Genomic DNA, 19,853 nt, shown 5'->3' with positions numbered 1-19,853 from the left:
ACCTGCCGGAAAACGGTTTTACAAGCAAAGAAAACAGCCGGACGGTTGTCCGGCTGTGGGAGACGAAACGGGGAATTACTCGTGGAGCTTTACCTTGATCCAGAGCTCGGCGAGCTTCTTCTTCAGGGTTTCATTGTCATGGAAGAACTCATCCTTCTCATAACCGGTGCGGGGCAGGTAGGCTTCATTGCCCGCATAGCTGCCGCCTTCACCGGACAGCTCTGCCAGGACCTGGGCGTTGGAAGAGGCATAGCCGACTTCCTCGGAAATCATGAGGCTGTTTTCATACGCCAGGATGTAATTGATGAACACATTCGCCAGCGCGGGATTCTTGGCGTTGGCAGGAATGACCATCGCGTCCACGCAGATATTGGTGCCTTCCTTCGGCGCGCAGAAGCCCATGTTTTCATTCTCGGAGAGGACGAACGCGGCATCGCCGCTGTACACGAGCGCCAGCCACTTTTTGCCGGTGGCCATGGAGTCGATGACTTCGTCCGTGACGTAAGAGGGATGAATGGCTTTGTCCATCTCACGCAGCCAGTTGAAGGCGGCGGTGATTTCTTCCTCGTTTTCCGTGTTGGCGGAATATCCCAGCGCCTTGAAGGCGACCATGAAGGCATCGCGCTCGGAATCGTACATATAGGCATGTCCGTCATATTCCGGATCCAGGAAGATGGAGAAGCCCTTTTCTTCCATCTTTTCCCGGGCAATCTTCGTGGTGTCGTACACGATACCCACGTTCTGCCAGAGGTAGGGCACGGACCAGGTGTTGTCCGGATCGAAATCCAGCTTGGTCACGCCTTCATAGAGGAGGTTCAGGTTGGTGACAACGGACTTGTCAATCTGCTGCAGCTGCTTTTCCCGGATCAGCCGCTCGATCATGTAATCACTGGGGATCAGGATATCATAGGAGGCGCCGGTGGCCAGTTTGGTATACATCTCCTCGTTGGAGGAATACCGGTCATAGTTTACCTTGACGCCGTACTCTTTTTCAAAGTTGTAAATGACGTTCATGTCGATGTATTCGCCCCAGTTGTAGACGTTCAGCGTCTGGCCGGCAAAGGACGCCGTTTCGGCTTCAACCTTGGTTTCGGCTTCTGCCTTGGGGGCTTCTGTGGCGGTGGCGGCCGGCTGGGCTTCCTGCTGCTGGCAGCCGGTCAGCAGCAGGCACAGGATAGCCGCCAGGACCAGGGAAAGGACTTTCAGGGACTTCTTCATGTTCATTCTTCCTCCTTGTTGGCTTTTTTCTCCGTAAGACGGGGGATCAGGTTCACCAGGATCAGCACCACCGCGACAACCGCCACAATAATGGTGGAGAGCGCGTTGACCGTGTAGTTGTATCGCTTCATCGTATACACATACGTGGAGATGGTATTCAGACCTTCTCCCTTGGTGAAGTACGAAACGACGAAGTCATCCAGGGACATGCTGAAGGCGATCAGCGCACCGGACAGAATGGCCGGGTAAATCTGCGGAAGGATGATCTTTACCAGCGCCTGGAACGGGGTCGCGCCCAGGTCCATGGCGGCTTCCGCAACGTTGTCGTCCAGCTGGCGCAGCTTCGGCATAATGGAAAGGATCACGAAGGGAGTACAGAAGGAAACGTGCGCCAGGATCAGGGTGGGCATCCCGGTCGTGATCTTGATGGAGGTAAACAGCAGCATCAGGCCGATGGCTGTGACGATATCCGGATTCATGATCGGCAGGTTGTTGATCTCCAGCACCACCTCGCGGACCAGCCTCCGGGACTTGGACAGGCCGATGGCTGTTACGGTGCCGAGCACCGTGGAAACGGCCGTTGAGATGATTGCAACGATAAAGGTGTTGGAAATGCTTTCCAGCATGAACCGGTCCTTGGAAATACTCTCATACCAGCGCAGGGAGAAACCGGTGAAATTCAGCATGGATTTGCTGTCGTTGAACGAGAAGATGACCATATAGATGATCGGCAGATAGACGAATACGAGGACCAAGGCCAGGTAACCGCCGGAGAGGAAGCGCGAAAAACGTTTCTTTTCCATTTTCTCACGCCTCCTGCGCTTCACGGTCCAGCTTCTTGGTCAGCCGCATGGACGTGATGATAATCAGGGCCATGATCAGGGAAATCGCGCTGCCGAAGTTCCACTGACCGGTGTGAACGAAGCAGTTCTCGATCAGGTTGCCGATGAGGTAGTAGTCTCCGCCGCCCAGCATGTTGGGAATCACAAAACTGGAAACCGCCGGCAGGAACACCAGGGTGATTCCGGAGATGATTCCGGGAACGCTCAGGGGGAGCGTGACTTTCAGGAAGGTCTGCCACCGGTTGGCTCCCAGGTCATAGCTGGCGGTCAGCAGGTCCCGGTTCATTTTGCTGATGGCCGTGTGGATCTGGATGATCATATAGGGCAGGAAATCGTACACCATGCCGATGAGCACCTTTACTTCACTGGCGAATCCCATATCTTCCAGGATACCGCGCCAGGCATAGGTCTTCAGCAGCATGTTGATCCACATGGGCAGGGTCAGCAACAGGATCAGGAAGGTCTGGGTCCGTTCCGGCCGGTTGGCGATAAACAGCGCTGCCGGATAGCCCACCAGCAGGCAAAGGACGGTTGTCACCAGCGCAATCCGCAGGGACGTCAGCAGCACCCGCAGGAAGGACGGCTCATTGAAGAACCGGGCAAAATTCTCCAGCGTGAACTGGAAGGTCAGGACGCTGTTGTCGGTCGTTTTTGTCAGCGCGTAAAGCAGGATCATGATCATCGGCGCGACAACGAAAATGCCGATCCACAGGCAGTAGGGGTAAGTCATCCGGAAGAATGATTTCATGATTCACCCACCGCCTTATGCATGACATGGATATCATCCGGTCCGATGTTCAGGCCGACCCGATCGCCCTCCTCATGGGCGGACGTGGTCTCCACCTTGTAAACCCGGCCGCGGGTAGAGAAGGTAATATCATAGACGCCTTCCTGGATTTCGGCCGGATCGAAGTCGAATTTGACATCCGTGATCTCAACGGGGGAGTCATCCTGCAGGTTCCAGGCTTCGGCACTGGCCCAGGTTTTCAGGTCGGTGGAGATGGCCATGGATTCCATGATTTCATCAGGCGTGATGAAGAAGTCCAGCGCGCTGATACCGATGTTGTGCCGGGCATCCTCCACGTATTCGGGATGCACCACATAGACCTTGACGGTCACTTCGGTCCGCTTGTCCGTTCCGAAGGTGATGCTGTAGATTCCTGGCTTGTTCTCGATGTTGTGACTGATCCGGGTCAGGGAAATGTCCCGGTTTTCTTCATCCCAGGCCTGGGCGTTTGCAATGGAGACGAAGTCCTGGTCCGTCATTTCGTTGTTGATCAGGTCTTCGGAGTCCACATAGAAGTCGTTCGCGCTGATTTTTTCCTGGTTTTCTTCGTTGTACAGGTCATGCTGGGTGACCACGTGCATCCGGACGGTCTTGCTGGTACCGGTCCGGGTTTCCACCATGAGTTCATAGTGCACACCCTTGAACACAACGCTTTTCACTTCACCGCGCATCACGGCGTTTGCGGGATCCACGATGGAGATGTCCTCCGGACGGATCAGCACGTCCACCGGCTCGTTCTGTTTGAAGCCGAAATCCCGGCACTCGAATTCCCGCTCGTCGAAGCGGACGCGGTAATCCTCCCGCATGATGCCATCCACGATATTGCTCTCGCCGATGAACCGGGCGACGTAGGCATTTTCCGGCTCATTGTAGATTTCCAGCGGCGTGCCGATCTGCTCGATTTCGCCGGCGTTCATCACCACGATCTTGTCGCTCATCGTCAGGGCTTCTTCCTGGTCATGGGTGACATAGATGAAGGTAATGCCGACCTCCTGCTGGATCCGCTTCAGTTCGCGCTGCATTTCCTTGCGCAGTTTCAGGTCCAGGGCGCCGAGCGGTTCATCCAGCAGCAGCACGTTCGGTTCGTTGACCAGCGCGCGGGCGATGGCCACCCGCTGCTGCTGGCCGCCGGAGAGCTTGGTGACATTGCGCTTTTCAAAGCCTTCCAGGTTGACCAGGGAGAGCATACGATTGACCTTCTGGGCGATGATATCTTCACCGGTTTTCTTGATCCGCAGGCCGAAAGCGATATTGTCGTACACATTCATATGGGGGAACAGGGCGTACTTCTGGAAAACGGTGTTGATCTCCCGCTTGTACGGCGGCACCTTGTCGATGCATTTGCCGTCAAAGATCACGGTGCCTTCATCCTGCTCCAGGAAGCCGCCCAGGATCCGGAGAAGCGTGGTTTTGCCGCAGCCGGAGGGGCCGAGGAGCGTGACGAATTCGTTTTCGTAGATATTGAGGTTGACCCCTTTCAGGATGACCTGGCCGTCAAAGCTTTTGACGATGTTCCGGAACTCGATTAATTTGCGCATCCTTTGCTTCTCCCTTCATTAAAACAGCGGCGGGGTCGTGATCCAGAGGACCCGGGCAGCCGAAGCTGTTTCGTTCTGCAGGTAATGTTCCTGATCTCCCCGGATGTAGAAGGTTTCTCCCTTTTTCACCCGGTGTTTTTTGCCGCCGTTGACCAGGCAGACGCTTCCGCTGAGGACCAGGCCGAATTCCTCCCCCTCGTGGGGCATCATCACCTGGGAGGAACCGTGCGGATTGAGTGTCAGGATAATCGGTTCCATGGTGTTTTTCTGGGCGTCCGGCACAACCCAGGATACTGTGTAATCCTCCCGCGCGTCCTCAAAGAAATCATCCTTCCCGAAAACCAGCCGGGGTTCTTTCTCTTCTGAGAAGAAGGCCGACATATTGGTACCGAGCGCTTCGACAATGTCGTTCAGCGCGGGCAGGGAAGGTGTAGCCAGGTCGTTTTCCAGCTGGGAAACAAAGCCCTTTGTCAGTTCACACCGGCTGGCGAGCTCCGCCTGCGTGAGACCGTTGCGGATTCGCAGCTGCCGGATCCTTTTTCCGATTTTCATTCCGGGCGTCCGCTCCTCTCGTCATTTAGAATTACTAAACAAACGATAAAAAATTACTAAACCACGGGACATTATACATAAAACATATGCCGATGCAATAGATTTATCAATATTTAACAAAAAGTTTAGAATCATCCAATCCAAAGAATGGAATGTTGCTGGGTTGTGTTCCCGAAAAAAAGGCTGGAAAAGGATATTCAGGGCTGTGATACCCATACTGATAAAAAAATATCAATAAATTTCTATCCGGATACTTGATTATATGATTTTTTGTTGTATAATAATAACAGACAAATTAACTGTCACAATTCAACACGGATTTGTTCCGGCGTAATATTACGGACCGGAATTACGGTTGTTAATGTGTACCATCAGACAGAAAGGCGAGGGGTAAATGAACAACTTCATGGAACAGGAAATCGCAGAATTCGAGAGCCATGACGGAGGTCTCCTGATTGACCTGCGGGATGAGGCGGACTTTGATGCGGGGCATATTCCCGGAGCACTGCATATGACCCTGGAAAACATCCGGGATGAGATTCGCAGGCTTGCCACATTCAATACCAAAATCCTCCTGTACTGCTATACCGGTGCCTGGTCCCATCAGGCGGAGGAAATGCTGAAGGCCAAAGGGTATGAGAATGCGATCAACCTCGGTGGAATTGACCAGTACAGCGGACGAATGGAGCCTGCGATTACCGTGCGTGAAATGCGCCGGATGAAGAACCTGTCCCAGAACGATCTGGCGAGGGCCATCGGGATCCGGCAGCCTACGGTTGCGGCCTATGAAAGCGGAAAGGCCAATCCCGGGCCGGTGATTGCCGCCCAGATCCGGAAACTGTACAATGTGACCATCGCTCCAATGGAGAAACGGCGCAAGAAACCCGGCACAAGAAGCCGGAACCTGGCCGGCAGCGCGGCATCCCTGGAGCCGGCTGATATCAACAGCGTCACCACGATCCGGGAACTGCGCGCTGCAATGGGCCTGACCCAGGCGGCCGCCGCGAATGTGCTGGGTGTAAAACCCGGAACGATCGCTGCGTATGAGGCTGGACGGATTCACCCGAGCAGTGAAATTATCCGGAAAGCCCACGAGCTTTATGGAGTTTCACTGAAGCCCGGAACTTCCCGGCGCGGCCGGACACCGAAAAAGCGGATTGACGATACGAAAGCTGTCTATTCCAGCCTGTTTATCCAGATGCCGGGCGGCAAGACCCTGACTGCTGCCGATATCCTGGAGAAGGTTACCGGTGAAGTCGGGGAAGTGGAATCCATTTATGTCCGTACCGATGAAGGCAAGGCATACTGGGTAAAAAACGAGAACGGGACCGGTTCGGTCGATCTCTGATAAACTCTCGTAATTAACGGTTGCATTTTTCCGACTGATATGCTATAATCCCCGATGTTGACCGCTTGGGATTATAGCTCAGTTGGTTAGAGCACCACGTTGACATCGTGGGGGTCATAGGTTCGAGTCCTACTAATCCCACCAACAGCAAGAGGGCCTTCCGCAAGGAAGGCCCTCTTGCTGTTGGTGGGATACCGCAAGGCTCGTACCTATGGTCTCCCCACGATCGTGGGGAGACCGGAGATGAGCGCTGCCGTTGGGCGAACCTCTGACGACCGCCAGTGGCGGAAAATCGTCAGAGGTGAGGTCAACCGAAACAAGCGATCTCCACAGTGTGGAGTCGCGCCGATTGAGGTTGCGGGGCGAATCGGAGGTCCAATGAGATAGGGAGACGGCCGAGCGTACAGCGAAGGCAGGCGACCATATCGAATTGTGACCATAGGTTCGAGTCCGGACGATAATGGAGAAAGAGAAAGCAGGAAAGCAAATCAACCTTTCCTGCTTTTGCATATCCTGATTGTTTATTCTTCGCCAGGCAGATACCCTTCCTCCATCAGCATTTCCAGGACCCGGGCTTCCCGCTCAAACATCATCCGGTTATACGGGCTGTTTGCCACACCGCGGTTTTTCCGGATTGCTGTGCCGGGATCCACAAATTCCAGAGTATAGTTTTCCTTTGATTCATACCCGTCGAGTTCCTGGGAAACAGCCTGCTCCTCCGCATCGCAGAGAAAATAGTAATTATCCTGGATAAACGCTTCATCGGGATTGCTGTCACTTTTCTGGATCCGGTGGACATATCCGTATTCCCGGACAGAACCGGGGATAACGACCAGGCCGCCCTCCTCGCGGGTTTCCCGGATCATGGCTTCCACCGGGTCTTCTCCTGCTTCGATTCCCCCGCCGGGGAATTTGTAGTAATCGTATTTCAGGCTGTGGATCATGGCAATCTTCCCGTTCCGGATGATAATGCTCCGCGCGGAATTCCGGACGAAAGAACGGGTACAGCTGTCGTAATCGTGCAGGTCCATATCAAAAAGCAGGCGCATCCGACAATCCTCCAATACTTATTTCAGTGCGATCGCGGTAAACTCCCCGGGAAGCTTGTCATTATCCCAGGCAGGATGCTCATCAAAACGCTTCAGGCAGAAGCCGGCGCCGATGATGGAATTGATGATTTCGCTGATATTGTACCGGCGGTAGCGGCATTTGGGGATCCGGCTGCGCATCGGCTCTTCATAGAAGCGGGCGTGGGCCATCTCAGCCTCGAAGATTTCCGTTGAGAAGTAACTCATTGTCGGCATTTCAAAATGCTGGATATCGGAGATTTTGATGAACGGATGGAAGTCGCTGCAGATCATCTTTCCGCCGGGCTTCAGCAGCGCGTACATCATGCGCATGAACGCATCCAGGTCATGGAAATAATGAAGGATTCCGCCTTCCATAAATACGACGTCGAAATAACCACCGTACTTTTCCAGATCGGTCTCCATAACGTCCCCGACCACATAGTCCATATGGACACCGGCAGCTTCAGCAGTTTCCATGGCATACCGGCGGTTTTCCTCGGAGATATCAAAGACCGTGACGTCCGCACCCAGGAGGGCCAGAGGAACTGCTTTCTTGCCGCAGGAACCGCAGATGTTGGCAATCCGGATCCCTTCATACCGGTCAAAGTATGCCGCATATTTCCGCAGCATCCGGACGGGATCGGCCTTGTCCTCTGCCGCCCGTTCCTTCGGGGTTCCGGAATGCTCCACCCAGAAATTGTAGGCATCGTATTCCCATGCCGCTTTGTGCTGCTTTCCGGTTTCGTTCATATGCAGCCTCCTCCTGATGATGAATAGAAAAATTATATCATAAAAAGCCGGGAAAAAACACAGAAAGGCCGGGAAAGGCCTGCATGAAAAAAGGCGCTTTCTCCCGGGAGAAAGCGCCCTGCAGGTGCAGGCTGTTATTTGTAGAACTGAATGTCCGAGACCTGGACCACATATTTGTGGTCAATATCCGCCGAACTGTTTGCCCGGATACTGCTGACCCAGAAATCAATCCGGACGACATTCTGGAATGTCCCGCCCAGGGAGATGAAGGTATAATCCGTCGAATATCCTTCCGGAATGCTGATTTCCACGGTATGCCGTGTTCCGGCGGAATCGTAAATATCCAGCGTCATATTCCGGGCTTTTGCATACAGGTCGTATTCATAGGAGCTGGCCTGGTAACCGTTCCGGATTCCGATGGAGCGGATGGTTTCGCCGTTGAAATAGGCGGTCATTTCCGGTACGGAATCGGAAGATTCCGACTGGTAGTAAAGCCAGTTGAAGGAAGTACGGTAATTGTCATCACAAAGGGCGCTGAGGTTCCGGTAACGCTTGTCGTTGTAAGTCCTGGAACTGGATGTGACCGGGTTGAACTGCGTACCCCACTGCGTAGGTTCTGCAATCCGGTCGGTGGATGCCCGCGTGTTGGTATACCGGTAGGCGGAATCATCACTGGGGTTGGGGTTTGGATTCGGATTGGGGTTCGGGTTGGGATTCGGATTCTGGGTGGGAGAAGGCGGAGCTGTGGGACCCGGAACCGGTGCCGGCTGCCCGCCACTCGGGTATGCCTTATAGAAGAAATTCAGGGAGTACGGCGAGCAGGAACCGAAAGAGTAAGTCACAAATACGCTGTTGCTGGTTGTATAGTAGCCTTCAATATACCTGGGAATGACCGGCCGGCTGCTGACCACCGTCTCCGTATAGGAGCGGAGGAGCTTTCCGCTTTCGTCGTAGCAGTTGACCGAAACGGCGCCGGGGGACTGGACCTGCTGGGCTTCCTTCGCATAGTAGAAGGTGACCGTGTAGGTGCTGGGCTGGCCGTAATTATCCACATATACATTGACGGATCCGCTGGATGCCAGGCGGTATCCGTACGGAGTGTCGGGGGCATTGACGGTGTTGTTGCCGAAGACCACGGATTCATTCCGGGTGGCCAGCACTGCGCCGGTGTTGGCGTCCACCTGCTGAACCGTAATCATGGCGGAGGAGGCGGTGCGTACAGTGCAGTTGACGGTATTGTCCACCCACCAGACCGGGTAGGTATTCCACCGGACGAAACGGTTGATTCCCCATGCGGTACTGATCTCACTGGAACTGTAGGGAACCATCTGGATCTGGTAGGTTCCGGCACCGTACAGCTGGAGCGTGAAAGTACTTCCATTATTCTGGGATTCCCAGTTCTGGGTGTACTGGCTTCCGCCGGGGGCTGTAATGACAATGTGATACATTCCCCATGCGTCGGCCACGCCCATGGTGCCTGCGGCGGACTGCGCGTAATTCAGGTAATTGCAGCTGCCCTCTACCTGGGAGAATACCAGGGAAGCATTCCCGTAGGATTCCACGTAGAAGGAGAAGGATTCTCCTGCGTTGCCGCTGGTCAGTTCGGTATCCGCGAAGGCGGAAACGGAAAACATACAGACCGCCAGAAGCACTGCTGCCAGGATCAAGGACCATTTTCTGATGCTGATCATCACTGTTCCCCCCGTTAATTCCAATTCAAGTCGGAGCTTGTCAACCATACAACGCCGTATCCGGCGGTTTTCTTCCTGCGCAGGCAGCCGGAAAACTGATTTTGGCTAAAATGAAGTGAAGTGAATTCCATAATACCTCTTAATTCTTTTTCTACATCTGTTGCTGAGGTCCTTCTGCGGACATATTTTTTTACGAATAAATAAATACCAGGCGGATTCTGAAAAAACGGAAAGCTGTGAAGTGAAAAACAGGAAAAATGACGGCGGGAAAGTTTTGTTGTATAATATTAAATCAGGGACTGCCGGGCAACCGGACAAGCCCCTGCACAGGAGGAATTTATGGATTTCAGTCAGATGAGAATCATCGCGGCGACCCGAACCACACCGGTACCCAGCGGGAGCAACCAGGTGGTCTCTGAGGTCAAGGATGCGGTAAGCGTGGCGAAGGACATGGCGTCTTCATTCCGGGAACAGCTCCCGGTCCTGCTATTTCACCTGGCGATGGCGGTGGCGGTGATCCTGCTCGGGATTCTGCTTGTGCGCCTCGGCCGGTTTATTATTACCCGGGTGATCTGGCGCAGAAGCAGGAAGAAGGGGATTGTCCAGCGGACGGACACGGTCCGCTCCATCCTGAGCAGCGTGTTCGGATATGTGATGTACTTCCTGATTGCGGCGATTGTGCTGGCTATTTTCGGTGTGGACCTGGGATCCATCCTGGCCGCGGCCGGGGTGGTCGGTATCGCGATCGGCTTCGGTGCCCAGACCCTGGTAAAGGACATTATTTCCGGCCTTTTCATCTGGGGAGAAGGGAACCTGGCAGTCGGGGACCTGGTGTCCATCAACGACCTGACGGGTACGGTGGAATCCATCTCCATCCGGACAACGGTGATGCGGAATTTCAACGGCAACCTGTATACCATTCCCAACGGGGATATCCGGACGGTGACCAATATGAGCCGGGGTTTCCGGCGGGCAATTGTCCAGGTACCGTGCCCGTATGAGGAAAACCAGGAACGGATTGTGGAAATGCTGCGGGATGAAATGAAAAAGGCCGCGGTGGAAATCGAAGGGCTGAAGGACGTGCCGGACGTGATGAGCATCGTTGCCTTTGACAAGCATGCCGTGATGGCGCAGGTGGCGGTGATCTGTCCGATCGGTGAGCACTGGCGCGTGGAACGCGACATTCGTTCGCGAATCAAGGCGCGGTTTGACCGAGAAGGGATTATGATGCCGCATTATGTGATCCCGGAGAGTGAAAGCAAGTAAACGGAATCCGCAATATGACAGGATGGAATGACCGGCAATGAAGAAACAGATCGGCATTATTTCGGATACCCATGACCTGCTCCGGCCGGAGGTGGTCTCCGCCCTGCAGGGATGTGACGCGATATTCCACTGCGGGGATATCTGCCGGGAGGAGATCCTGGACACACTGGCCCGGATCGCGCCGATCTGGGCGGTCCGGGGGAATAACGATTTCGGTTGGGCGGAACGGCTGAAGACCACGCTGAAGTTCGAACTGTTCGGGCTTCGGTTCGCCATGGCGCACCGGAGCCGGGATCTTCCCGGAGACCTGGGCCGGTATGACGTGATGCTGTACGGACATACCCACCAGTATGCTGCCGACCGGATCGAAAAGGACGGATGCCGGTCGCTGCTGCTGAATCCGGGCAGCTGCGGCCCGCGGCGCTTTCTTTCTCCGGTGACCATGGCCATGCTGGATGTGGAGGACTCCGGATGGAATGTCCGGCGGATTGAGCTTTCCGAGAACAAAAAACCGGCCGCAGAAGCGGTCGGAACGGACATGAAGGCCCGGATTGAAACCGTGATCCGGGAATTCCGGAAGGGAAGAGGCCCTTCGGAGATTGCGGTGAGAACCGGAATCGATGTTGAACTTGCGGAGCAGATTGTCCGGCTGTATGTGACCCATCCGGGTGTCACCGCGGACGGAATCATGGCAAAAATGGGCCTGTAAAGGCGGGCTCAGATCTTCAGGTTCACCCATTTTCCCTGCCGGAAACGGGTGGACATGAGGATAAAGCGGGACAGCTGGTCCGACAGGATGCCCAGCCAGACGCCGGTGAGCCCCATATGGAACACCAGGACCAGGACCGCCGTCACCACGGTGCGGATTCCCGTCACGCTGATGAGCGCGGCGCGAAGCGTATACCGGACATCCCCGGCAGCCCGCAGGCAGCCGGTGTAGATAATCTGCGAAATCTGCAGCAGTACCACCACCATGATCCAGCGGGATATGGTGACCCCCATTTCAATAATATGCTCTTCCCGGAAGAACAGGGAATTGAACCACCGGCCGCCAAAGAAGAGCAGCAGGGCCAGCAGGACAGAGATGGCAAAGCCAATCCGCTGGCAGATGCTGCCATAGGTTTTGGCGGCTTCTTTTTTTCCGGCGCCCAGCGCTTCCCCGGCAAGCGCGATTGCGGCTACCTGCATACCGTCCGCAAAGGAGAAGCCGAGGCCCAGCACATTCATACCGACATTGTGGGCGGCAAATTCATCTGTGCCCAGGCGGGCCGCGACGAGGGCCGTGGCCAGGAAGCCGACCCGCATGGCAATGTTCTCCAGCGACGTGGTACCGGCAAGGCGCCAGATCGAGCGGACACATTCCTTTTTCATCCGGAGGCCCAGGCGGCGCATGGCGGAAAAACGGATATAGCTGTTCCGGCGGAACAGGGACAGGAGCGCCATGACAGCAGATACAACCGAACCCAGGACCGTTGCGATCGCGGCGCCGCGGATTCCCCATGCGGGAAAGCCCAGGTGACCGCCGATCAGCAGGTAATTGAAGATGACGTTGACAATACTGCTGGTCAGGTTGGTGGTCATGGACAGCCGCGTGTTTCCGCTGCCGCGCTGTGCGGCGTTGATGACCATGGTGATGACGTTGAAGAAGATTCCGCCCATGATGATGCGGAAATACTCCACCGCTGCTTCGTGCGTATCCGCGTTGCTGCCGGCCAGCTGCATCATCTGCGGCGCAAACAGCACGAAAACCAGCGTAATGACCGCGCAGAGGATCAGGGTCAGCAGGATGGACGTCCATACGATTTCATGGGCATCCTCCCGGCGTTCTTCGCCCTTTCGCCGGGCAACCAGTGCGGAAACGGCCACATTGATCCCGAAGAACAGCGTCAGGCCGATGAACTTCGGCTGGGCGGTCAGGCCCACCGCAGATATGGCATAGCTGCCCAGATCGCCCACCATCATGGTGTCGATCATGCCGGCCAGCGTGACAAAAAAGCTTTCCATCATCGCGGGCCATGCCGTGGAAAACGCGCGCCGGAACATCAGCGCGCGGTCCGGGGAACCGGACGGATTTGATGCGGTATTTGTCATGCTTTCCACCGGAATTACAGCAGGGAAATGAGCTGGTCACGCACACCGTCCAGCCGGCTGTCGGACAGGCCGAAATCCATCTGTTTGTAGCTCCACGCACAGCGGGAGATCCCGTATCTCTCAAAGGTGGCGTGAATGGTCCGGTACCATTGGACGGTATCCTCCGGGGTGGCCCGGTCAATGACGCCGTATTCCCCGCAGTACAGGCAGGTGTTGTTTTCCTCTGCAGCCCGGATGGCGGAGGCAAACGCCTTGTCGAAGAAATCGTCCGGAATGCCGGATTCGTCGAAAGACGGCCGCGCGGCCTGATCCAGTTCCGGAACCCAGGGCGCGCCCTGGTGCGTGAAGGACAGCGGGGAATAGCAGTGGAAGTTGTAGATCACCCGGCTGTCCGCCGGGGCGGCCAGGTCCTTTACCGCATCGGCGCTGTTGTTCCAGTAGCTGCCCACCAGGATCAGCGCATCGGGCGCGATTACGCGGATGCGGTGGATGCATTCCAGGGAGATCCGGTTCCAGGCATCGATGAAGCCGGGGTCAGTCACTTCGTTGAGCAGCTCGAACGCCACGTTCTCCGGATCGTAATAACGGCGGGCCATTTCCTCCCAGAGGGTGTAGAAGCGGTCCTGGAGCTTTTCGCTTCCGAAGAAGCCGACTTCCGCTTCCCCAAGATCAAAGGAGAAGCCGGCCGTTTTATGAAGATCCAGCACAACCTTCAGGCCGCGGTCTTTGCACCAGCCGAGAGCACGGCCAATCCGCATGAATCCCCGGTCATTCCAGGTGCCGTCTTCATTTTCCATTACGTTATAATCCACCGGGATCCGGACATGATCCAGCCCCCAGGTGGCGATGGTATCCAGGTCTTTTTCAGTGATGAAATGCTCCAGGCGGTATTCAGAATAATCACACTGGGAGAACCAGCCGCCCAGATTGACGCCGCGGCGGAAGCCGAAGTCGCTGAACTTCATAGAACAACCTCCATTTTATCGTCAGATTTACCGATATTATAGCGTATCCGGCCTTGAAAAACCATAGCCAATCCGTCTTTTTCATCCTTGCGTGAAAACGTTTGCTATGATAAGATGAAAGACAGGGCACAGATCATGAAACGCAAGGGAACCAAAGGAAAAATGACTGAGGAGGATCAGCGGATGCAGTACGGATTTTTTGATGAGAAAGCCCGGGAATATGTGATTACCAATCCCGACACACCGGCTCCCTGGGCCAATTATCTCGGATCGCCGGATTACGGCGCCATCATCACGGTGAATGCCGGCGGATACAGCTTTGTGAAGAGCGGCGCGGCCGGCCGGATCCTGCGGTATACCTTCAACCAGTTTGATGAACCGGGCCGGTATATTTACCTGCGGGATGAGGAAACCGGTGATTTCTGGAGCGCCAGCTGGAAACCGGTAAAAAAGCCGCTGGACCAGTACCGGACGGAATGCCACCACGGCACCAGCTATACGGAATTTGTGAGCGAATACAACGGGATCCGCAGCAAGGCGCTGTACTATGTGCCGATGGGAGCTACCCATGAGGTATGGCGGATCACGCTGGAAAACCTGACGGACAAACCACGGAAGATCAGCGTATTCGGCTATGCGGAGCTGACCACGGAAAGCTTCTACACCCAGGACCTGGTCAACATGCAGTATACGCAGTTTATTACCCGGACTGAGTTCCATGATGATTTCATCCTGGAGCAGATCAACGAGTTCAACTATCCGAGGCCGGACGGCACCACCGGACGGGAACGGTTTTTCGGTGTGGCCGGCGCACCGGTGGTTTCCTATACCGGACGGCGGGAGCAGTTCCTGGGACGGAACCGGTTTGATGCGCCCCAGGCGGTCCTGGACGGAAAATGCGACAACAGCGTCAACTATAACGGCAATCCCTGCGGCGCCCTGCAGGTAAGCTTCAGCCTGGCGGCAGGCGGAAAGGGAACCGCGGCGTTCCTGCTCGGTCAGAAGGACGTGTTCGAAGCCCGGAAGATCATGGACCGGTACGCGAAGACGGAAGAGACCGTGAACAGCGAGCTGGAAGAGCTGATCCGCTACTGGCACGGAGAGCTGGAGAACCTGAAGATCAGCACGCCGGATCCGGCATTCAACGCGATGGTGAATACTTGGAACGCATTCCAGTGCTTTACGACGTTTGTGTGGAGCCGGGCGGCGAGCCTGATTTACTGCGGCGAGCGGAACGGATACGGCTACCGGGATACCGTACAGGATATCCAGGGCATCATGCACCTGGATCCGGAACTGGCCCGGAAACAGCTGACGTTCATGCTGAGCGCGCAGGTTCATCACGGCGCCGGGCTTCCACTGGTCAAGTATTCCCACAACGCGGGACATGAAGATACCCCGGAGCAGGAAAGCTACGTGAAGGAAACCGGCCATCCGAGCTACCGCGCGGATGATGCGCTGTGGCTTTTCCCGACGGTATACAAGTATGTGGCGGAAACCGGCAATACGGCTTACCTGGATGAGGAGATTCCGTTTGCCGACAAGGATACCGGCACGGTGCGCGAACACCTGAAGCGGGCCATCAACTTCAGCATGACGCATCTCGGACCGCACGGCATGCCCGCCGGCCTGCACGCGGACTGGAATGACTGCCTGGTCCTGGGAGACCAGGGCGAAAGCACTTTCGTCGCCTTCCAGCTGTACTATGCACTGGAGATCATGAAGGAATTCTGCGAGAACGAGCCGGAATACGTCAAGTACCTGGACGAAACCGCGGAGAACCTGCTGAAGATCCTGAATGAAAAGTGCTTCGAGGGCGACCGGTTTATCCGCGGCTTCCGCGATACCGGAGATATCATCGGCAGCAAGAAGGACAAGGAAGCCGCCATGTGGCTGAATCCCCAGAGCTGGGCGGTCATCAGCCGCGCCGCCACACCGGAACAGGCGGAGACCATCCTGGAAACCGCCAACGCAAAGCTGAACACGCCGTACGGCCTGGAACTGATGCAGCCGAGCTACCGCTACGAATACTTTGAGGGCGCCCGGATGCGCCTGTTCAACCCCGGCACCAAGGAAAACGGCGGCATCTTCTGCCAGCCCCAGGGATGGGCAATCCTGGCGGAGGCGCTGTGCGGCCATGGAAACCGAGCGTTCGATTACTTCCGGGAGAGCAGTCCCGCTTCGTTCAATGATGATGCGGACCGCCGCGTGATTGAGCCGTATGTGCACGGCCAGTTCATCGAGGGACATGAAAGTCCCTTTGCCGGCCGGAGCCACGTGCACTGGCTGACGGGTACCGCCAGTACGGTAATGGTCGGCTGCGTGGAAGGCATCCTTGGCCTGCGCCCCACCCCGAAGGGAATTGAGATTTCCCCGGCCATTCCGGATGAATGGGACGGCTTTACCATGGAAAAGGTATTCCGCGGAAAGAAACTGCATATCACCGTGGACAACCTGGCCCATAAGGAAGGAAAGCCCGAAAAGGTGATTGTGAACGGCACGGAACGCAAACCCGGCGTGATTCCGGAAGGCGAACTGAAGGAAGACAATTACATCACGGTGGTTATGTAAACGGAAATGAAGATTATCGCGCGAATTCACAACGCTTTTGACGGGAAATTCGGCGTTCCGCGGCAAAGCGGGCTTGCCGATGAAATGATCTCCACAATCGTATTCGAACCGGAATACCGGGTGGAGGAGGCGCTCCGCGGGATTGAGGAGTTTTCCCACCTGTGGCTGATCTGGGCGTTTGACCGGACCGAGCGGGAAACCTGGTCCCCGACGGTCCGCCCGCCGCGGCTGGGCGGAAATGAACGGGTTGGTGTCTTTGCCACCCGTTCTCCATTCCGGCCGAACGCGATCGGCTTGAGCTGTGTCCGGCTGGCCGGAACGGAAAAGACCCGGGAGGGGACCGTTCTGAAGGTTGCCGGAGCCGACCTGGTGAACGGCACCCCGATTTATGACATCAAGCCCTACCTGCCATATGCGGACTGTAGGCTGGAGGCAACGGGCGGATTTACCGACCGGACTGAAAAAAGGACGGTGGATGTCACCTTTGCCCCGGGAGTCCGGGAAAAACTGGCGGCGGAAGAGGAAACTGCCCTCCGCTCCGTGCTGAAGGAGGATCCCCGGCCGGCCTACCAGGATGATCCGGAACGGGTGTACGGCTTCGGGTTTGCGGGGAAACAGGTCCGGTTCCGGGTGCGGGACGGAGTGCTGACGGTAATCGGAATTGAGCGGGATTAACACCCCGCTTTTTTCTATGTTCTTATATTGTATTTTGCTTGATATTTTCCGGCAAATCCGGCATAATAGGGCAAGCGGTTAAAAAATAACCCACCGGGACAAAAGCGTCCCGGTTCAGTACAAGGAGGTACACTGATATGGAACGCGTATACAACTTCTCCCCGGGACCTTCCCAGCTGGCGCTGCCTGTGCTTGAAAAGGCGCAGAAGGATCTTGTTTGCTACGGCGAAACGGGAATGTCCGTGATGGAGATGAGCCATCGCAGCAAGATGTATACCGATATTTATGATAAGACCGTTGCGGATATCCGTGAACTGATGAACATCGGGGACGATTATGAAGTCCTGTTCCTGCAGGGCGGCGCGACCCAGCAGTTCTCCGCGGTTCCGCTGAACCTGATGGTGAACAAAAAGGCCGACTATATCGACAGCGGCAACTTCGCGCACCTGGCAGCGGAAGAAGCGAAGCGCTACGGCGAAGTGAACGTGGTGGCTTCCAGCCGGGAAGACGTATACACCTACGTTCCGGATGTGAACGCCATCCAGTACAACGACGATGCGGATTACCTGCATATTACCCAGAACAACACGATTTACGGTACCCGCTTTGTGGAACTGCCGAAGTGCAAGGCGCCGATCGTCTGCGACGCGAGCAGCATGATCCTTTCCGAGGAAATGGACGTGAGCAAATACGGCGTGATCTATGCCGGCGCGCAGAAGAACATCGGACCGAGCGGCCTGTGCCTGATGATCATCCGCAAGGACCTGATCGGCAAGGCGATGGATATCTGCCCGAAGCTGCTGAACTGGGAAGTGCAGGCCAAGGCCGGCAGCATGTACAACACACCGAACACCTGGGGCATCTACCTGGCCGGACTGACCTTCGAGTGGCTGAAGAGCATCGGCGGCGTGAAGGCAATCGAAAAGGTCAACATCGAAAAGGCCGCCATGCTGTATGACTTCCTGGACAACAGCAAGCTGTTCAAGGCGACCGCGCAGCCGAAATACCGCAGCCGGATGAACGTCACCTTCGTGACCGGAGACGCCGACAAGGATGCCGCTTTCGTCAAGGCGGCCGCGGCGGAAGGCCTGGTCAACCTGAAGGGCCACCGCAGTGTCGGCGGCATGCGTGCCAGCATCTACAACGCAATGCCCATTGAAGGCGTGCAGAAGCTGGTTGAATTCATGAAGAAGTTTGAGAAGGAGAACCTCTGATGTATAAGATTCAGACGCTGAACGCGATTTCGGATATTATCCATACCCAGCTGAGCGCGGACAAGTACACGGTCAGCAAGGATGAGCCGGTGCCGGACGCGATCCTCGTCCGCAGCGCTGCCATGCATGACATGGAGTTCAACAAGGAACTGCTGGCCATCGGCCGCGCAGGCGCGGGTGTGAACAACATTCCGCTGGAAAAGTGCGCGAAGGAAGGTATTGTGGTTTTCAACACACCCGGCGCAAACGCGAACGCCGTGGCGGAACTGGTGATTACCGGCATGATGATGTGCGGCCGGAAAATCGCCGAGGGAATCGACTGGGTGAAAACCCTGAAGGGCCAGGGCGCTGAAGTCGGCAAGCTGGTGGAAAAGGGCAAGAGCCAGTTCGTCGGCGCGGAACTCCGCGGCAAGACGCTGGGTGTCATCGGCCTGGGAGCCATCGGTTCCATCGTGGCAAACGCGGCCAGCCGCGGCCTTGGAATGAACGTCATCGGCTATGACCCCTTCATCTCCGTGGAGCGGGCCTGGAGCCTGAGCACCTCGGTTCACCGTGCCGCTTCCGAAGACGAAGTTCTTGCGCAGGCGGATTTCATTACCTTCCATGTACCGCTGAATGATGAAACCCGCGGATCCATCAACGCGGAGAAATTTGCGAAGATGAAGGACGGCGCCTGCATCCTGAACTTTGCCCGCGGTGAACTGGTGAAGACCGCCGATATGCTGGCCGCGCTGGAAAACGGCAAGATCGGCCGGTATGTGACCGACTTCCCGAACGATGATATCATCGGTGTCGCCAATGTGGTCTGCATCCCGCACCTGGGTGCGAGCACGCCGGAAAGCGAAGAAAACTGCGCCAGCATGGCGGCGGCCGAAATCCGGGATTACCTGGAGAACGGTACCATCCACAACAGCGTGAACTACCCCGAAGTGATCCTGGGCGAGCCGGAAGCAGTCCGCGTCCTGGTCCTGCATGAGAATATCCCGAATATGATTTCCAACATCACCGCGGCTGCGGCGAAGGAAGGAATCAACATCGAGAATATGATCAACAAGAGCCGGAAGGACATGGCGGTTACCGTGATGGAAATGGCCGAGCTGCCTTCCGCCCATGCGCTGGGCACCCTGGCGGAACTGCCCGGAATCATCCGGATCCGGACGTTCACCAGATAACCAGTCGAAACCACAATGAAATGAAGCCCGAACCGATCCGGTTCGGGCTTTTCACATGCAACGAAAAAAGGCAGAAGGAAAGGAGGCAGGTTATCCTGCCTCC

General features: G+C 56.0%; 17 protein-coding genes and 1 tRNA gene. 8 read left to right on the top strand and 10 right to left on the bottom strand.

What is annotated here, in order from left to right:
* Positions 1-75: 75 nt before the first annotated feature.
* Genes JNO48_02700 through JNO48_02680 form a run of 5 tightly spaced genes read right to left on the bottom strand, consistent with a single transcriptional unit; the run spans position 76 to position 4,937 of the window.
* On the bottom strand, positions 76-1,218 hold the full coding sequence (locus tag JNO48_02700) for an ABC transporter substrate-binding protein (GenBank protein QTE68834.1): 1,143 nt from the start codon (positions 1,216-1,218) through the stop codon (positions 76-78).
* Between the two features lie 2 nt (positions 1,219-1,220).
* Positions 1,221-2,021, bottom strand: coding sequence for an ABC transporter permease (locus JNO48_02695; GenBank protein ID QTE68833.1), 801 nt, complete (start codon positions 2,019-2,021; stop codon positions 1,221-1,223).
* Between the two features lie 4 nt (positions 2,022-2,025).
* Positions 2,026-2,808 carry an ABC transporter permease gene (locus JNO48_02690; GenBank protein QTE68832.1) on the bottom strand — a complete coding sequence of 261 codons (783 nt, stop codon included), beginning with the start codon at positions 2,806-2,808 and terminating at the stop codon, positions 2,026-2,028.
* Entirely contained in the window at positions 2,805-4,385 is a 1,581-nt protein-coding gene (locus JNO48_02685) for an ABC transporter ATP-binding protein (protein ID QTE68831.1), read from the bottom strand. The genes JNO48_02690 and JNO48_02685 overlap by 4 nt, the downstream gene beginning before the upstream one ends.
* Positions 4,386-4,403: 18 nt before the next feature.
* Positions 4,404-4,937 carry a helix-turn-helix transcriptional regulator gene (locus JNO48_02680; GenBank protein QTE68830.1) on the bottom strand — a complete coding sequence of 178 codons (534 nt, stop codon included), beginning with the start codon at positions 4,935-4,937 and terminating at the stop codon, positions 4,404-4,406.
* A 394-nt stretch (positions 4,938-5,331) separates the two neighbouring features.
* Between JNO48_02680 and JNO48_02675 the strand changes: the two genes are divergently transcribed.
* Positions 5,332-6,285, top strand: a complete 954-nt coding sequence (locus JNO48_02675) for a helix-turn-helix domain-containing protein (GenBank protein ID QTE68829.1) — start codon at positions 5,332-5,334, stop codon at positions 6,283-6,285.
* 67 nt (positions 6,286-6,352) lie between these two features.
* Positions 6,353-6,429 (top strand) — tRNA-Val (locus tag JNO48_02670).
* Positions 6,430-6,806: 377 nt separating this feature from the next.
* Here the strand turns inward: JNO48_02670 and JNO48_02665 are convergent.
* The 3 genes from JNO48_02665 to JNO48_02655 all read right to left on the bottom strand — a co-directional run bounded on the left by JNO48_02665 (position 6,807) and on the right by JNO48_02655 (position 9,796).
* Complete coding sequence (locus JNO48_02665; protein QTE68828.1) at positions 6,807-7,334, bottom strand: NUDIX domain-containing protein; 528 nt, start codon at positions 7,332-7,334, stop codon at positions 6,807-6,809.
* 18 nt (positions 7,335-7,352) lie between these two features.
* Positions 7,353-8,105 carry a class I SAM-dependent methyltransferase gene (locus JNO48_02660; protein QTE68827.1) on the bottom strand — a complete coding sequence of 251 codons (753 nt, stop codon included), beginning with the start codon at positions 8,103-8,105 and terminating at the stop codon, positions 7,353-7,355.
* A gap of 134 nt (positions 8,106-8,239) precedes the next feature.
* Positions 8,240-9,796 carry a hypothetical protein gene (locus tag JNO48_02655; protein ID QTE68826.1) on the bottom strand — a complete coding sequence of 519 codons (1,557 nt, stop codon included), beginning with the start codon at positions 9,794-9,796 and terminating at the stop codon, positions 8,240-8,242.
* Between the two features lie 339 nt (positions 9,797-10,135).
* Between JNO48_02655 and JNO48_02650 the strand changes: the two genes are divergently transcribed.
* Both JNO48_02650 and JNO48_02645 read left to right on the top strand, forming a co-directional pair.
* Positions 10,136-11,062 carry a mechanosensitive ion channel family protein gene (locus tag JNO48_02650; protein ID QTE68825.1) on the top strand — a complete coding sequence of 309 codons (927 nt, stop codon included), beginning with the start codon at positions 10,136-10,138 and terminating at the stop codon, positions 11,060-11,062.
* Between the two features lie 37 nt (positions 11,063-11,099).
* The gene (locus JNO48_02645; GenBank protein ID QTE68824.1) at positions 11,100-11,771 is read left to right on the top strand and encodes a metallophosphoesterase family protein; all 672 of its coding nucleotides are present in this window, start codon (positions 11,100-11,102) and stop codon (positions 11,769-11,771) included.
* Positions 11,772-11,779: 8 nt separating this feature from the next.
* Here JNO48_02645 and JNO48_02640 read toward each other — a convergent pair whose 3' ends face one another.
* On the bottom strand, positions 11,780-13,105 hold the full coding sequence (locus JNO48_02640; GenBank protein QTE69664.1) for an MATE family efflux transporter: 1,326 nt from the start codon (positions 13,103-13,105) through the stop codon (positions 11,780-11,782).
* Positions 13,106-13,167: 62 nt separating this feature from the next.
* Positions 13,168-14,118, bottom strand: a complete 951-nt coding sequence (locus tag JNO48_02635) for a glycoside hydrolase family 5 protein (GenBank protein QTE68823.1) — start codon at positions 14,116-14,118, stop codon at positions 13,168-13,170.
* A 183-nt stretch (positions 14,119-14,301) separates the two neighbouring features.
* On the opposite strand from JNO48_02635, the gene JNO48_02630 reads away from it, so the two are divergent.
* The 4 genes from JNO48_02630 (at position 14,302) to JNO48_02615 (ending at position 19,750) form a co-directional block, all read left to right on the top strand.
* Positions 14,302-16,689: a N,N'-diacetylchitobiose phosphorylase gene (locus JNO48_02630; protein QTE68822.1), complete on the top strand. Its 2,388-nt coding sequence runs from the start codon at positions 14,302-14,304 to the stop codon at positions 16,687-16,689.
* A 6-nt stretch (positions 16,690-16,695) separates the two neighbouring features.
* Positions 16,696-17,364: a tRNA (N6-threonylcarbamoyladenosine(37)-N6)-methyltransferase TrmO gene (gene tsaA, locus JNO48_02625; GenBank protein QTE68821.1), complete on the top strand. Its 669-nt coding sequence runs from the start codon at positions 16,696-16,698 to the stop codon at positions 17,362-17,364.
* A 137-nt stretch (positions 17,365-17,501) separates the two neighbouring features.
* On the top strand, positions 17,502-18,578 hold the full coding sequence (gene serC / locus JNO48_02620) for a 3-phosphoserine/phosphohydroxythreonine transaminase (GenBank protein QTE68820.1): 1,077 nt from the start codon (positions 17,502-17,504) through the stop codon (positions 18,576-18,578).
* Complete coding sequence (locus tag JNO48_02615) at positions 18,578-19,750, top strand: 3-phosphoglycerate dehydrogenase (GenBank protein QTE68819.1); 1,173 nt, start codon at positions 18,578-18,580, stop codon at positions 19,748-19,750. Before serC ends, JNO48_02615 begins: the two co-directional genes overlap by 1 nt.
* Positions 19,751-19,853: the final 103 nt, after the last annotated feature.

This window comes from Clostridiales bacterium, assembly GCA_017569285.1.
Taxonomy (GTDB): Bacteria; Bacillota; Clostridia; order Christensenellales; family Aristaeellaceae; genus Aristaeella.
Note: the sequence above shows the minus strand (reverse complement) of the source record. Positions and strands in the feature narration are given on the sequence as shown.

Bases quoted from the DNA above. Each gene is read 5' to 3' on its own strand.
- JNO48_02700 (QTE68834.1), bottom strand. From the start codon at position 1,218: ATGAAGAAGTCCCTGAAAGTCCTTTCCCTGGTCCTGGCGGCTATCCTG.
- JNO48_02695 (QTE68833.1), bottom strand. From the start codon at position 2,021: ATGGAAAAGAAACGTTTTTCGCGCTTCCTCTCCGGCGGTTACCTGGCC.
- JNO48_02690 (QTE68832.1), bottom strand. From the start codon at position 2,808: ATGAAATCATTCTTCCGGATGACTTACCCCTACTGCCTGTGGATCGGC.
- JNO48_02685 (QTE68831.1), bottom strand. From the start codon at position 4,385: ATGCGCAAATTAATCGAGTTCCGGAACATCGTCAAAAGCTTTGACGGC.
- JNO48_02680 (QTE68830.1), bottom strand. From the start codon at position 4,937: ATGAAAATCGGAAAAAGGATCCGGCAGCTGCGAATCCGCAACGGTCTC.
- JNO48_02675 (QTE68829.1), top strand. From the start codon at position 5,332: ATGAACAACTTCATGGAACAGGAAATCGCAGAATTCGAGAGCCATGAC.
- JNO48_02665 (QTE68828.1), bottom strand. From the start codon at position 7,334: ATGCGCCTGCTTTTTGATATGGACCTGCACGATTACGACAGCTGTACC.
- JNO48_02660 (QTE68827.1), bottom strand. From the start codon at position 8,105: ATGAACGAAACCGGAAAGCAGCACAAAGCGGCATGGGAATACGATGCC.
- JNO48_02655 (QTE68826.1), bottom strand. From the start codon at position 9,796: ATGATCAGCATCAGAAAATGGTCCTTGATCCTGGCAGCAGTGCTTCTG.
- JNO48_02650 (QTE68825.1), top strand. From the start codon at position 10,136: ATGGATTTCAGTCAGATGAGAATCATCGCGGCGACCCGAACCACACCG.
- JNO48_02645 (QTE68824.1), top strand. From the start codon at position 11,100: ATGAAGAAACAGATCGGCATTATTTCGGATACCCATGACCTGCTCCGG.
- JNO48_02640 (QTE69664.1), bottom strand. From the start codon at position 13,105: ATGTTCCGGCGCGCGTTTTCCACGGCATGGCCCGCGATGATGGAAAGC.
- JNO48_02635 (QTE68823.1), bottom strand. From the start codon at position 14,118: ATGAAGTTCAGCGACTTCGGCTTCCGCCGCGGCGTCAATCTGGGCGGC.
- JNO48_02630 (QTE68822.1), top strand. From the start codon at position 14,302: ATGCAGTACGGATTTTTTGATGAGAAAGCCCGGGAATATGTGATTACC.
- tsaA (QTE68821.1), top strand. From the start codon at position 16,696: ATGAAGATTATCGCGCGAATTCACAACGCTTTTGACGGGAAATTCGGC.
- serC (QTE68820.1), top strand. From the start codon at position 17,502: ATGGAACGCGTATACAACTTCTCCCCGGGACCTTCCCAGCTGGCGCTG.
- JNO48_02615 (QTE68819.1), top strand. From the start codon at position 18,578: ATGTATAAGATTCAGACGCTGAACGCGATTTCGGATATTATCCATACC.